At 57.5% G+C, this 12,565-nt stretch carries 15 protein-coding genes; 4 read left to right on the top strand and 11 right to left on the bottom strand.

Features of this window, described 5'->3' with window-relative positions; all coding sequences use genetic code 11:
• Positions 1-115 precede the first annotated feature (115 nt).
• A complete protein-coding gene (locus tag IU397_RS05620; RefSeq protein WP_204411627.1) occupies positions 116-448 on the top strand; it encodes an Hpt domain-containing protein in 333 nt (110 codons plus the stop codon).
• A 9-nt stretch (positions 449-457) separates the two neighbouring features.
• On the opposite strand, the gene ilvA is transcribed toward IU397_RS05620, so the two are convergent.
• On the bottom strand, positions 458-1,702 hold the full coding sequence (gene ilvA / locus IU397_RS05615) for a threonine ammonia-lyase IlvA (protein WP_204411625.1): 1,245 nt from the start codon (positions 1,700-1,702) through the stop codon (positions 458-460).
• A gap of 107 nt (positions 1,703-1,809) precedes the next feature.
• Between ilvA and IU397_RS05610 the strand changes: the two genes are divergently transcribed.
• A complete protein-coding gene (locus IU397_RS05610) occupies positions 1,810-3,027 on the top strand; it encodes an argininosuccinate synthase (protein WP_204411623.1) in 1,218 nt (405 codons plus the stop codon).
• On the opposite strand, the gene IU397_RS05605 is transcribed toward IU397_RS05610, so the two are convergent.
• The gene (locus tag IU397_RS05605; RefSeq protein WP_370541624.1) at positions 3,019-3,735 is read right to left on the bottom strand and encodes an HAD family hydrolase; all 717 of its coding nucleotides are present in this window, start codon (positions 3,733-3,735) and stop codon (positions 3,019-3,021) included. The genes IU397_RS05610 and IU397_RS05605 overlap by 9 nt on opposite strands.
• A gap of 10 nt (positions 3,736-3,745) precedes the next feature.
• Positions 3,746-4,663, bottom strand: coding sequence for a D-amino acid aminotransferase (locus tag IU397_RS05600; RefSeq protein ID WP_204411621.1), 918 nt, complete (start codon positions 4,661-4,663; stop codon positions 3,746-3,748).
• Between the two features lie 108 nt (positions 4,664-4,771).
• On the opposite strand from IU397_RS05600, the gene msrA reads away from it, so the two are divergent.
• Positions 4,772-5,434, top strand: coding sequence for a peptide-methionine (S)-S-oxide reductase MsrA (gene msrA, locus IU397_RS05595; protein ID WP_204411620.1), 663 nt, complete (start codon positions 4,772-4,774; stop codon positions 5,432-5,434).
• A 221-nt stretch (positions 5,435-5,655) separates the two neighbouring features.
• On the opposite strand, the gene IU397_RS05590 is transcribed toward msrA, so the two are convergent.
• The 7 genes from IU397_RS05590 to rfbD form a co-directional block, all read right to left on the bottom strand.
• Complete coding sequence (locus tag IU397_RS05590; RefSeq protein WP_204411619.1) at positions 5,656-5,913, bottom strand: hypothetical protein; 258 nt, start codon at positions 5,911-5,913, stop codon at positions 5,656-5,658.
• Positions 5,901-6,098, bottom strand: coding sequence for a hypothetical protein (locus tag IU397_RS05585; RefSeq protein ID WP_204411616.1), 198 nt, complete (start codon positions 6,096-6,098; stop codon positions 5,901-5,903). Before IU397_RS05585 ends, IU397_RS05590 begins: the two co-directional genes overlap by 13 nt.
• Positions 6,098-6,541: a LysM peptidoglycan-binding domain-containing protein gene (locus IU397_RS05580; RefSeq protein WP_204411615.1), complete on the bottom strand. Its 444-nt coding sequence runs from the start codon at positions 6,539-6,541 to the stop codon at positions 6,098-6,100. Before IU397_RS05580 ends, IU397_RS05585 begins: the two co-directional genes overlap by 1 nt.
• A gap of 526 nt (positions 6,542-7,067) precedes the next feature.
• The gene (locus IU397_RS05575; protein ID WP_204411613.1) at positions 7,068-7,724 is read right to left on the bottom strand and encodes a hypothetical protein; all 657 of its coding nucleotides are present in this window, start codon (positions 7,722-7,724) and stop codon (positions 7,068-7,070) included.
• On the bottom strand, positions 7,615-8,217 hold the full coding sequence (locus tag IU397_RS05570; RefSeq protein WP_204411611.1) for a hypothetical protein: 603 nt from the start codon (positions 8,215-8,217) through the stop codon (positions 7,615-7,617). The genes IU397_RS05575 and IU397_RS05570 overlap by 110 nt, the downstream gene beginning before the upstream one ends.
• Before the next feature lie 308 nt (positions 8,218-8,525).
• Positions 8,526-9,398 (bottom strand): glucose-1-phosphate thymidylyltransferase RfbA, encoded by an 873-nt coding sequence (gene rfbA, locus IU397_RS05565; RefSeq protein WP_204411609.1) that lies wholly within the window; start codon positions 9,396-9,398, stop codon positions 8,526-8,528.
• On the bottom strand, positions 9,395-10,243 hold the full coding sequence (rfbD, locus tag IU397_RS05560; RefSeq protein ID WP_204411607.1) for a dTDP-4-dehydrorhamnose reductase: 849 nt from the start codon (positions 10,241-10,243) through the stop codon (positions 9,395-9,397). Before rfbD ends, rfbA begins: the two co-directional genes overlap by 4 nt.
• Before the next feature lie 181 nt (positions 10,244-10,424).
• Here rfbD and IU397_RS05555 point away from each other — a divergent pair, with 181 nt between their 5' ends.
• Positions 10,425-11,525 carry an acyltransferase family protein gene (locus IU397_RS05555; RefSeq protein WP_204411606.1) on the top strand — a complete coding sequence of 367 codons (1,101 nt, stop codon included), beginning with the start codon at positions 10,425-10,427 and terminating at the stop codon, positions 11,523-11,525.
• On the opposite strand, the gene rfbB is transcribed toward IU397_RS05555, so the two are convergent.
• Positions 11,526-12,563 (bottom strand): dTDP-glucose 4,6-dehydratase, encoded by a 1,038-nt coding sequence (gene rfbB / locus IU397_RS05550; protein ID WP_204411604.1) that lies wholly within the window; start codon positions 12,561-12,563, stop codon positions 11,526-11,528.
• Between the last annotated feature and the right edge of the window lie 2 nt (positions 12,564-12,565).

The following is a 12,565-nucleotide window of genomic DNA, read 5'->3' as shown; positions in this document are numbered from 1 at the left end:
CACCGACTTTAACAGGCGATAAACGCGCCTCCTGTAACACATATTTTGCGGCATTAAGGAAAAGCTTAACCCAAGGCCACTATACCGAACCCGTCGAAACGAATGGATGTACAACATGATCGACTGGGACCGTGTTAACGAACTGCGCAATGAAGTGGGCAATGACGGCTTTGCGGAGATCGTGGAGCTTTTTCTGGATGAGGCCGATGCAGCGATCCGCGATCTGAAAAATGGAGTGAGCGAAAATGACCTTGAGCAAGCCCTTCATTTTCTGAAGGGATGCGCGTTGAATTTGGGGTTCTCTGAACTCGCCAAGCATTGTCAAATAGGAGAAATAAGGGCGATGGAGCAGAAATTCGATCAGATCGATTTACCCATAGTCATCAAATCTTATCAGCTTGCACGCGCCGAATTCACCGCCAGTGCGGACATCAAGATTGCGAGCTAGCACGGGCTATCAGATGACGAATTCGACCAAGGTTTCGTCATCGGTGATGTCGTCAAAGACAAAACCGGCTTCGGCAAGACGCCGAAAAAGTTCAGGGAAATCCGCGGCATCCCGCGCCTCCAAGCCCATCAGAACCGACCCAAAGTTGCGCGCTGATTTCTTAAGATACTCAAACCGGGTGATGTCATCATTGGGCCCCAACAGTCCCAGGAAATCGCGCAAAGCACCAGGTCGTTGGGGCAACCTCAGGATGAGATATTTCTTAAGGCCAAGATACCGCTGCGCACGCTCTTTCACCTCAGGCAGACGATCGAAATCGAAATTCCCGCCCGAGGTGACACAAACCACCGTCTTGCTACGCAATTGATCTGCAAGTTCGGGCAGCACATCAATTGACAGCGCGCCAGCGGGCTCCAGAACGATCCCTTCGACATTCAGCATCTCCACGATGCTGGTACAAATCCGGTTCTCGGGCGCGCATAGCACATGGGCGGGATCAACCGTTTTGAGGATGTCGAAATTCCGTTGCCCGATTTTGGCCACCGCTGCGCCATCGACAAAAGTATCGACTTTTCCCAGAGAAACTGGCTTGCCTGATGCCAGTGCCGCGGTCAAGCTCGCGCCACCCGTCGGCTCGACATAGCGCATCTTGGTCCCCGGAGCTTCGGAGGCCATGAATTGCGTCACCCCCGATGACAAACCTCCCCCGCCGACCGGCAGTATGACCATGTCTGGCCGTGGGCATTCGGCCAGCACCTCAACGGCGACGCTGGCTTGACCCTCGATCACATCTGGATCATCGAACGGAGATAGGAAATAGCCGCCTGCCTCAGCACAAAACGCTTGAGCTGCCGCTAACGTGTCGTCGAAATAGTCGCCGACAAGTCGCACTTCGATATTGTCGCCGCCAAACGTTTTTGTCTTCTGGATTTTCTGCTGCGGTGTCGTCACCGGCATGAATATCACACCACGGACCCCGAAATGACGACAGACATAAGCGACGCCCTGCGCGTGATTTCCCGCGCTGGCGCAAACAAACAGCTGCATGTCGGGAGCGGAGGCCTGCATCTTGCGCATCGCGTTGAAAGCACCGCGTAATTTATAGGACCGTACCGGCGACAGATCCTCTCGTTTCAACCAGATATCAGCGCCATATCGGTTTGACAGAAACGCATTATGCTGCAGCGGCGTTGGGGGAAACAGCGCCCGCATCCGGGCCGTGGCAGCGTGGGCGGTGTCGGCAAAGGCGGTCATCCGGCTTCCCTGCCCCAAAAACAGGTGAGCACGCAAGGGCAGCGTCCCTTGCCCCGCGGATAAATTCGGGCTACCCGGCGAACGATTTTTGCGAAAGGCGCCCTGAGATGTCTGCACCCAAGAAAGTTGTTTTGGCCTATTCCGGTGGGCTTGATACGTCCATCATCTTGAAATGGTTGCAGACGGAGTATGGCTGCGAGGTCGTGACCTTCACAGCGGATCTTGGTCAGGGAGAGGAGTTGGAACCGGCCCGCAAGAAGGCCGAGATGATGGGCGCGAGCGCCATTTACATCGAAGACGTGCGGGAAGAGTTTGTGCGCGATTTCGTGTTTCCGATGTTCCGCGCAAACGCGGTGTATGAAGGGCTATACCTTTTGGGAACCTCCATCGCCAGGCCCCTAATTTCAAAGCGTTTGGTGGAGATTGCGGCCGCCGAAGGCGCAGATGCCGTGGCCCATGGCGCGACCGGTAAGGGCAATGATCAAGTGCGCTTTGAGTTAAGCGCCTATGCCCTGAATCCCGATATCAAGGTGATTGCGCCCTGGCGGGAATGGGATCTTTCGAGCCGGACCAAACTGATTGATTTCGCTGAAAAACATCAGATTCCAATCGCCAAAGACAAGCGGGGCGAGGCCCCGTTCAGCGTGGATGCGAACCTGCTGCATACCTCGTCCGAAGGGAAAGTTTTGGAAGACCCGGCAGTGGACGCGCCCGATTATGTCTATCAGCGCACGGTTCATCCTGAAGACGCGCCCGATCTGCCGCAATATGTCGAGATTGGGTTCGAGACGGGCGATGCTGTCTCCGTTGATGGTGAGGCTCTGAGCCCCGCTAACCTTCTGACAAAGCTGAATGAACTCGGGGGCAAGCACGGATGCGGTCGGCTGGATCTTGTCGAGGGGCGGTTCGTGGGCATGAAATCGCGCGGCATCTATGAGACGCCGGGCGGCACCCTTTTGTTGGAGGCCCATCGCGGGATCGAGTCCATCACGCTTGACCGGGGGGCTGCGCACCTGAAAGACGAATTGATGCCGCGTTATGCCGAGCTGATCTATAACGGGTTTTGGTTCAGCCCCGAACGCGAGATGTTGCAGGCCCTGATCGACAAATCACAAGATCATGTGACAGGATCTGTCCGCCTGAAATTGTACAAGGGCAGCGCCCGGACGGTGGGGCGCTGGTCGGATCACAGCCTGTATTCAGAGGCCCATGTCACATTTGAAGATGATGCGGGCGCCTATGACCAGAAGGATGCGGCGGGGTTCATTCAGTTGAATGCATTGCGTCTGAAACTGCTGGCCGCCCGGGACCACCGCCTAAAATAGCCTTTTTTCGTATAGGCTTAGGTAGAATGGTAATGCGGATTTGGCGAGGGTCGCAGCCGGGCCGGTAAGATCCGGCAAATCAGCTTCGGGACCGGCGAAACCGGTGCTTTGATGAACAGCACCGTACCAGTGTTTGGCCCAGATGCCGTCAGACGGATGGCCACCAGCACGCCATCTGAGCATGGTTTCGGCGTTTTCCAGATTGAGTGCTGCACATATTTTCATCATATTTTCCAGTGGGTTGCGCCTGAATAAGGTCGCGTCGATCACAATGGGCGCTTGCCCCATTGCAAGGCATCGGTCGTAAATCTGAATCTGCTGGACATATCCAAGCTCTCCCAGTTTCGGGTTCTCCCGCTTGGCCAGGTAGCTGGCCACGACTCGGGCGGGATGACGTATCAGGAAGACATTCGTCACATCTGCTAGCCAACCTAATGGGAAGGATGGCAGCATGTGATGGGTCATATGCTTTTGATAGTAGATGGGTTTCGCGGTGGGAGCCACCAGGCTGCATTGGGCCGCCACAACCTCGGCGTCGGTCTCCATCCCGGCGATAATCTGGTCTTTCATCGGGTGGTCCAGCCCGGTTTCGTGCAGGTAGGCGCCATAGAACGGCTCGTCTACCACGGCACAATCCGGGCGCTGCGCAAAGGCATACATCATGGCCGTCGACAGGTTCCGCGGACCGGACCACATCGCGATTTTCAGGGCGCACATCCTATGCAGAATCCATACATACGGCATACATATGATCCGCATATAACTGCCGGATATGTTGCGTCACTGGCCCTGGCCCACCGCGTCCGATCACGCGCCCATCGATCTGCCCCACGGGGGTCTGGGCGCCAAATGTGCCCGTCAGAAATGCCTCATCCGCGCCGTAGGTCTCGACCAACGAAAAGTTACGTTCAAAAACCGGGATCCCGTCGGCGCGGCACAGATCGATGACCTTTTGCCGGGTGATGCCGTTCATGCAGTAATCCCCGGTCGACGTCCAAACCTGGCCCTTTCTGACGATGAAAAAGTTGCAGGCATTGGTCGTGTTCACAAAGCCATGGGCATCAAGCATCAGCGCTTCATCGGCGCCGGCCTTCTCGGCAGCGATGCAGGCAAGGACGCAGTTCAGCTTGGAATGGCTGTTCAGTTTTGGATCCTGGCTGATGGGCAGCCCACGGATGTGGGGCACGGTGGCCAGGCGAAGCGGGCGGGGGAGCGACGGCGTGGAATGCTCCATGATGATCACGAAAGTCGGGCCAGAGCGGCTAAGCGACGGATGCTGAAACGGCCGGATCTTAACCCCGCGTGTGATCATCAACCTGGCATGGGCATCGGTTTCCATATCGTTGGCTTGGCGCGTCTCCTCCAGCGCGGCGGTTACCCCCGCGCGGTCGCGACCGATATCCAGGTCGATCGCCTTGGCGGCCTCGAACAGCCGGTCAAGATGATCGTCCAGAAATGCCCATCGCCCGTGATAAAGGCGCAGCCCTTCCCAGATGCCATCGCCCAGCATGAAGCCACTGTCATACACACTGACCATGGCCTGATCGCGAGGGCGTAAAACGCCGTCGACATAGATCTGAATATGAGCATTACGCGTATCTTCATCAGCCTGATGGGTGGTGATTGTTTCAGTCATGGTTCCCATCGCTCACCTTGCGTCACTGGTTCGTGAGATCACAGACACATGGATTGCATGGGTCGACACGGCGCAGCAAGGGTAGAGACAACGATAGGGAGAACGCAGATGACCTGGACCTTTCAACAGATCAAACCCATGCTTTTGAGCATCGCGATCCTGTTTGGGATTGTGGCTGAGTGCACCCGTGTTGAGGCCGCCCCTTTGGAGACCGCCATTGTGGCTGGTGGATGCTTTTGGTGTGTCGAGCACGACTTTGAACAGGTTAAAGGCGTGGCGGAAGCTGTATCAGGATTTATCGGCGGCGACGTTGCCAACCCGACTTACAAGCAAGTGAGCAAAGGCGGTACCGGCCATTTGGAAGCCGTGAAGATCACGTTTGACCCCGCGCAGATTTCCTATGCCCAGGTGATCAACCTGTTTTTCCGCTCGGTGGATCCAACGGATGCAGGTGGGCAATTCTGTGATCGGGGCGCGCATTATGCCACTGCGATCTTTGCGACCAATGCCGATCAGGCTAAGGTAGCCGAAGCCGAAAAAACCAAAGCGCAAAGGCAACTTGGCCTCAAGGTTGTGACCCCTATTCGGCAGGCAGGCCCGTTTTACCCGGCGGGGGCCTACCATCAGGATTATTCCAAAAGCACCAAGGTGATCGTCACCCGGTTCGGGCCACGCAGCAAGGCTAAGGCTTACAAGCTATATCGCGAGGCTTGCGGGCGAGATCAGCGCGTACAGGCCCTGTGGGGCGATGGTGCACCGTTCATCAACTAGGCTGCGGTGACCAACATGGCGGTTTCGCTTTAAGCAAAGATCTGGCGGCAGAGTGATTAGGCCAGGCCGGTTGGATATGGCATGGCCTTGCTTTGAAGGTTCCGGTGCGCCCAAAGGGCGGCTTGGTCAGGATTGGGTCTTTTGCCGGTGTTCGGTCAGGTGGCGCCGGACGATTTCAAACCAAAGCCCCGAATCCTTCATTTTCCGCAGGCCACTATTAATCACCTCGACCAGTTCGGTGCTCTGTGGATGGGTTTTTGCAATAACGGCGCGCAGGGCAAGGTACTGTTGAGGCCCTCGCTCAGCACGATCTTGTCCCCGGCGTCTAGGTCAGCGATGTGACCGGTGGCCGTGTCGATATCCAGAAGGGCAATATCAGACTCGCCGCTGATCAGGCTTTCAACACAGGCCAGCGGGCTTTCGGCGCGGACCAATGTAATTGTGGGTTCGGTCAAGCCAGCCTCTGTCAATGTGGCCACGGGATAGCCCGCGGGCCGACAGATGATTTACCTTCCATCGCGGCATGATCGGTGAAGGTGCCGGCCTCCACCGTGCTGAAATATCCCAGAACCTGTTCATAAAGCGGTTCTGTGAAGTTCAGGTTGTTGCAGCGAAATTTCGATTCGTCCTCCAACCGCTCGACCAGATCGCAGTTGGGGCGCATCAACCGATGCTGAAGTCATAGGCATGATCGCTGATCAGCGGCTGCAGATGTGCGTTCCAATCATTGACGAAATCGATCTGGTAGTCGGGATCGCCATCTGCCTGTTCGAGGGCGACATTGATGATGTCGGTCAGCATGCCGCCTTGGTCTTGCTCCTCGTTGGTGAACGGCCCCCAATCGGTGGCGGCTAAAACGCGAATAGGGCGGCTTTCGGCCGGGCTTGGCAGCGCTTCCACCGTTGCGCCCCGTCCGACCGTCTCGGTACTTGCGGTGGAGGGCACAAGGTCACCGTCCAGGCAGGGGATCCGCAGAGACATGCCGGCGCGGATCAACGCAGGGTTCGGCCCGATGGCTCGGGAATTCGCCCGGTAGATCTGTGTGAAGGCGGTTGCTTCCCCATAGGCGGCCGCAGCGATTGAGGAGAGAAAATCCCCCCGCTGCACCGTGTAGTCCTGCCCGCATTGCATACTTCAGGCGTGGAGCGCGCCACCGGCCAAGCATATGCCAACGGCAAGGGCCGCTGCTGTCAATCCGGGCATGTGATATCCGTTCTATCTAATGGGGCGAAAATCTCCACCTTTTGATTGATGAACCGGCTGTGGGGATGGTCGTCGCAGGCGATCAGGTCGATATCGCCATGGACTACTGCGCGCAGGGTGATCCCGCGTGCTGTCAGTCCGTCTCCGGCCAGTCCAAGAATGTCGTCGCGGACGGTTTCAGCGGCGGCTTAGAACGCGTCCTGGGCCGCGGGCAATGACGGAAATGCCCGGTCGACAACCCCAGCCCCCACGATTTCGCTGTTATCAAGCGTGTCGCTGGCGATCAGACCCATCAAAGCGGCAAACTGTGTATCGCGCCAAAGGTCCTGCCCCCCCGGTGGCGGCATCGGCGAACGGATAGCGGAATGTCGTGGTAAGCCGTTCCGTGCTTTGGATCAGTTTCACCAGATCCAGCAGGGGAGGTTGACGTTCAGGCGCGTTGATGGCGCATTTCCAATGCCCGTGCGACCTGGCTTGCCACCTCCTGCCTGCGGCGATCTTCCGATATGCGTTGGACCTGAAGGCCAGCGTGACCGGCCTGACGCAAAGTCTCAGCGGCAGTGTCAGAGCGTAGAAAACGTGACCAGTCTGTCAGGAATGCAGCGCCCTCTGCCCCGGATGCGGTAAGTGTCACCGGCACGGTCAGCGCGTGCCGACGCGACTTGACGCGAAATATGTCGGATCCGGTGGGTGCAATACAGGATTGAATGGTCAGCATCGATTTTCCATCCGCCAACTGAGCGGGTGTAACACTGATCGCACCTGGAAAAATGGGCAAACCCTCGACCAGTCGTACGTCATCTTCGAGCGTGATCAAGTTATTTTCGGTCAGGGATTTGCCTGCTGGAGCGCGGATCAGATCCCGCATGGCCTGCTTTGTTGGCGTGTCGTTGAAGGTAGACAGGACCGTGATGGCAAGATCGGTGCCGCCGACCCGGTTCCAATTCGTGACATCGCCGGACAGGATGCGGGCCAAATCAGTCAGCGAGATGTCGGTGACACCCACATTGCCCGACACGATAGGTTGGAACGCGGTTGCGGCGATCAATTCCGCGGTTTCGCTGGGCTGATCTGTGGCAGTTGTCACGGTCAGCGCTGGTTGATCGCCATCGGCTGACAAGGCTGCCGATTATAAGATCGGGAAGATCGGTTCCACCCAATGAGATCGCAATCGTGTCATTCGTGCCGGGGGCAAGATCGGCACTGACCCGTTCTGATTGGGCAAAGCTGACGATCAGGTCGGTCACCAAATCCATGGACAAGGGTGGTGCGACGGCCAGTGACAGAACAGGTTTTGCCGAGACCGCGACCATGGGAACGCCATCCGGGCACAGCGCACCTGCACAAAGCGTCCCGGTGAGGGGGACACTGACCCGCCCCATGAGCGTTTCGACGCGGTAGATGTGGCCGTCGAACTCGATCAACTCACCTTCGATATCCAGACAGCCAACTTCCGAGATCAACTTGATCGGTTCGGAAAGGGCCGAAAAACGCACACCGCCAGCACGAAAGCGCTCGTCAGCACCGTTCTCGTTCGTTACCCCACTCCTTTTACGGCCGCGAAAAGCGGCCTCTGTCATACCTGATCGGACAAATGGAGTTGTCTGATCAGCTGCTGTCTCGGGATCGATCCTCCCCAAAGGATCGGGTGAGTAAGAATTATCAAATCGCGCATAGACTGTCGCGGATAACTGCCCATCGTCGGCGATATTTTATGTATACGCTACCTGTTGCCCACAAAATTGGCATCAGATCTGATCAAACCGATACTAATTGACCGGTCCTTTATAAGACTCTGTTTTCAAACGAAGATTTATCAAGAATCTGTCGCTGTAGCGACCAACTGCCATGGCGCGTATTTGCCTATCTCAAAATACAACCTGACGTGTCAGTCCAACAATCGCAGCAAATACTGCCCATAATCATTTTTCTTGAAAGTCATGGCCCGGGCGCGCAGTTGATCCGCATTGATCCACCCGGCGGCATAGGCAATCTCTTCGGGGCTTCCGGTTTGCAAGCCCTGACGCTCCTGAAGAGTGCGCACGAAATTTCCGGCATCCAGAAGGCTGGCATGGGTGCCGGTATCGAGCCAGGCATAGCCACGGCCCATCTGTTCAACAGAAAGGGCATCATCATTCAGGTACATCTCTAGCAGGGTTGTAATCTCCAACTCGCCGCGCGGCGATGGCTTCACCTGCCGGGCGCGTTTGGGGGCGTCACCATCCAGAAAATACAGGCCCGTCACCGCAAAGTTTGACGGAGGCATCTCAGGTTTTTCGATGATCGAACGGGCCTTTCCAGCTTCGTCAAAGTCCACCACACCGTAGCGTTCCGGGTCTGCCACCCTGTACCCAAACACGGTGCCACCGCTGGTTCTCTGATCGGCAGCTTGCAGGATCTCGGGCAGGCCGTGGCCAAAAAAGATATTATCGCCCAGAACCATGGCGGAGGGGGAGCCGGCCAGGAAATCCTCGGCCAGCAGATAGGCTTGGGCCAGACCATCGGGCGAAGCCTGCTGAATGAAGGTAAAGGATAGGCCCCACTGGCTGCCATCGCCCAGCAGGCGCTTGAACTGATCCTGATCCTCCGGCGTGGTGATGATCGCAATTTCACGGATCCCGCCTAGCATCAGAACCGAGAGCGGGTAAAAGATCATCGGTTTGTCATGGACCGGCAGCAGCTGCTTTGAGACGCCCATCGTGATCGGGTAAAGTCGGGTGCCTGAGCCGCCTGCCAGAATAATGCCTTTGCGTTGGGTCATTGAGTGTTCAGTTCCTTCAGGACGTCTGCCAAATCTGCGCGCCAATCCGGACGCTCGATCCCGTATTCGCGGCTAAGCGTCGTGCAGTCGAGCCGGGAATTGGCGGGCCGCTGGGCCGGGGTGGGATAAGCACTGGTGGGGATGTCGGTGACGGTGCAGTCGATATCCGACTGGGCAAAGATCTCGCGCGCGAAATCAGCCCAACTGACATCGGGGGTGCCCGCGAAATGGTAAGTGCCGGACGGGGCGGTTTCGGCATGGAACTTGACGGCCATGGCCAGCAACGCGTCCGCGATGGCCGCCGCCGAGGTTGGCCCTCCGATCTGATCGGCGACGATATTCAGGCTGTCGCGTTCGGCGCCCAAGCGCCGCATGGTTTTGACGAAGTTGCCACCATGGGCCGAAAAAACCCAACTTGTGCGCAAGATGGCATAATCGCCATCAACCGCCCGGATTGCGTCTTCGCCGACCAATTTCGTCCGACCATAGGCGCCCAAGGGGCCTGTTTCGGCGTCAGGTGCACGCGGTCGCTCGCCTGATCCGTCAAAGACGTAATCGGTTGAGACATGGATCAACGGGATATCGCGGCGTTTGGCCGTTTCGGCCAACAGGCGCACGGCAACACCATTGATCGAGAGGGCGCGTGCCTCCTCCTCCTCCGCCTTGTCGACGGCCGTGTAGGCCGCCGCATTGATAAACACATCGGCATCCAGCGTTTCGGCGGCGCGGCGGATATCGTCAGGGTCGGCCAGATCCACGTCCGTTCGGCCAAGGGCCGTCACCTCACCGCGGCGTTGCAGCTCGGTCGCAACCTGGCCGGACTTTCCAAAAACAACAGTCTTCACAGGGTTGGCCCACCCACCGAAGGCTGCCCAGAACGACAGAAATTGGCCACGTGCCGCAAGGTCTCTTCCTTTATTTGCCCGTCAATTGCGGTTTGGATTTCCGCCTAATCACGCGATGGAACTTGCACAGCCCGTGCCGACTTGCAACAACACCCGTGGCGGACTGCTCGGGATACGGCACATGATCTCTCGTCTGTATTATCTTGATGCGTTGCGTAGTTTTTGCATGCTGTTTGGGATCTTGCTGCACACGGGGACGTTGCAGCCAGACTCGTTGGAGCGGATCGTCAGCGCGGCGATGTCGCAGCATTTTCGCATGCCAACATTTTTCGTCATCTCAGGCTTTTTTGCCGTGATGATGTTGGACAAGCGGGGCTTGATCGGGTTTGCCAAGCACCGGCTCGTAGCGCTCGCTGTGCCCCTGGTGGTGGTGCTGATTGTGCTGAACCCGATCACTAATTGGCTCGTCTATGTGCACCATGTCGGGCCCATCGGATTTATGACCTATCTCATGGGGAACGCAGCGCCTGCCGAACGTGACACGATCTGGCACCTGCATCTTTGGTTCCTGTTCACCTTGATGGTCTACATGGTATTTCTTCCTTTGGTCGAGCGGCTGATCTCCTGGCGGCCCGTTCACAGGGCCATCGATTGGATCGCCCACCGGCAAGGCGATCTGTTGCTGGCAATCGTTGCCGTTGGGATCATCGCCGGTGAACTGGCGGGCCGGGCAACCTATAGCCTGGCTTTTGAAGCATGGGTCGGCGGCACCTGGGCGGATTGGCTGGTGATTGCCACGTTACGCAATGCCCCCTATTTTTTGCTGGGTGCGGCGGCCTTCAGGGTTCCCGCCTTGTTTGAGGCACTGCACCGGATCAGCTGGCCCATGCTGAGCGTCGGGCTGATCCTCGTTTTTGCGCGGCCCTATCTGCCGCTGAGCGGTGGGATCGATACATTGGCGCTGGTCGTCTCGGAAGAGACGCTGACCGTCGCCGCTGCCGCCGCATTATTCGCTATCTTTCGCAAGATGCTCTCCGCAAGGACAACCGTGGTCACCGCGCTGAACGATGCGGTCTATTCGATCTACCTGCTGCATTATTTTCTGATCTACGGGCTGGCCGTCTGGGTTCTGCCGGGGATCCAGCCTTTCCTGTGGCAATATACGCTGATCTGTTTGGCGACACTTGCCATCTCGTACGGCATGCACCGCTTGATCATTCGAAACGTGCCAGCGCTTCGCTTGTTGCTGAATGGTAAACCGCTCCCGGCCAAACCTGCCTGATCAGCCAGTGCCCAAGCGCTGCCCGACCCCGTCGCGGTCCTGAAGGGCCCGCCACCAATCCTCGTTATCCAGATACCATTGTACGGTTTTCTCCAGCCCTTGTTCCAGTGTCACTGAGGGACGCCAACCCAACTCTGTCCGGATGCGTGTCGGATCAATGGCGTAACGCATATCGTGGCCGGGGCGATCCGTGACAAAGGTGATTTGGTCCTTGTAAGGCTGCGACCCTGGTTTCAGACGGTCCAGAATGGCGCAGATCATATGGACGAGGTCCAGGTTCGTCGCCTCGTTCTCCCCCCCGATATTGTAGCCGCGGCCCACCTCACCCTTGGTCAGGACGGTCAGCAAGGCGTCGGCGTGGTCTTCGACGTAAAGCCAGTCACGAATGTTCTCGCCCTTGCCATAGATCGGGATTGGCTTGCCCGCCAGTGCGTTCAGGATGACGACTGGGATCAACTTTTCGGGGAAATGATAGGGGCCGTAATTGTTGGAACAGTTGGTCAGCAGGATCGGCAGCCCATAGGTGTGATACCACGCTTGGACAAGGTGATCGGACGAGGCTTTCGAGGCGGAATAGGGGCTGCGCGGATCATATGGCGTGTCTTCTGTAAAAAGGCCGTTTGCACCCAGCGATCCAAACACCTCATCGGTGGAAATATGGTGAAAGCGAAAGTTCTCGGGCTTGCCACGATCCGTCCAATAGGCGCGCGCAGCTTCCAGCAGCGTGTAGGTACCGGTGACATTAGTGTGGATGAACTCGGCCGGACCATCGATGGAGCGGTCGACATGGGACTCAGCAGCCAGATGCAGGATCGCGTCGGGCTGATGATCCGACAGGATGCGCGCCATGGCTGGGGCGTCGCAGATATCGGCCTGCTCAAAATGGTAGCTGTTGGATTGCGCCGCTTGCGCGACGTTGTCGGGGCAGGCCGCATAAGTCAGCTTGTCGACATTGACGATCTGATGACCCGCCGCGATGGCCTGCCGCACGACGGCAGAGCCAATGAACCCGGCGCCGCCGGTGACCAGAAGTTTCATCG

Source organism: Actibacterium sp. 188UL27-1, assembly GCF_016901225.1.
GTDB lineage: Bacteria > Pseudomonadota > Alphaproteobacteria > Rhodobacterales > Rhodobacteraceae > 188UL27-1.
Note: the sequence above shows the minus strand (reverse complement) of the source record. Positions and strands in the feature narration are given on the sequence as shown.

What these genes read in the sequence shown, in the direction of transcription:
- IU397_RS05620 (WP_204411627.1), top strand. Translation starts at nt 116, where the DNA reads ATGATCGACTGGGACCGTGTTAACGAACTGCGCAATGAAGTGGGCAAT.
- ilvA (WP_204411625.1), bottom strand. Translation starts at nt 1,702, where the DNA reads ATGACCGCCTTTGCCGACACCGCCCACGCTGCCACGGCCCGGATGCGG.
- IU397_RS05610 (WP_204411623.1), top strand. Translation starts at nt 1,810, where the DNA reads ATGTCTGCACCCAAGAAAGTTGTTTTGGCCTATTCCGGTGGGCTTGAT.
- IU397_RS05600 (WP_204411621.1), bottom strand. Translation starts at nt 4,663, where the DNA reads ATGACTGAAACAATCACCACCCATCAGGCTGATGAAGATACGCGTAAT.
- msrA (WP_204411620.1), top strand. Translation starts at nt 4,772, where the DNA reads ATGACCTGGACCTTTCAACAGATCAAACCCATGCTTTTGAGCATCGCG.
- IU397_RS05585 (WP_204411616.1), bottom strand. Translation starts at nt 6,098, where the DNA reads ATGCGCCCCAACTGCGATCTGGTCGAGCGGTTGGAGGACGAATCGAAA.
- IU397_RS05570 (WP_204411611.1), bottom strand. Translation starts at nt 8,217, where the DNA reads ATGACAGAGGCCGCTTTTCGCGGCCGTAAAAGGAGTGGGGTAACGAAC.
- rfbA (WP_204411609.1), bottom strand. Translation starts at nt 9,398, where the DNA reads ATGACCCAACGCAAAGGCATTATTCTGGCAGGCGGCTCAGGCACCCGA.
- IU397_RS05555 (WP_204411606.1), top strand. Translation starts at nt 10,425, where the DNA reads ATGATCTCTCGTCTGTATTATCTTGATGCGTTGCGTAGTTTTTGCATG.
- rfbB (WP_204411604.1), bottom strand. Translation starts at nt 12,563, where the DNA reads ATGAAACTTCTGGTCACCGGCGGCGCCGGGTTCATTGGCTCTGCCGTC.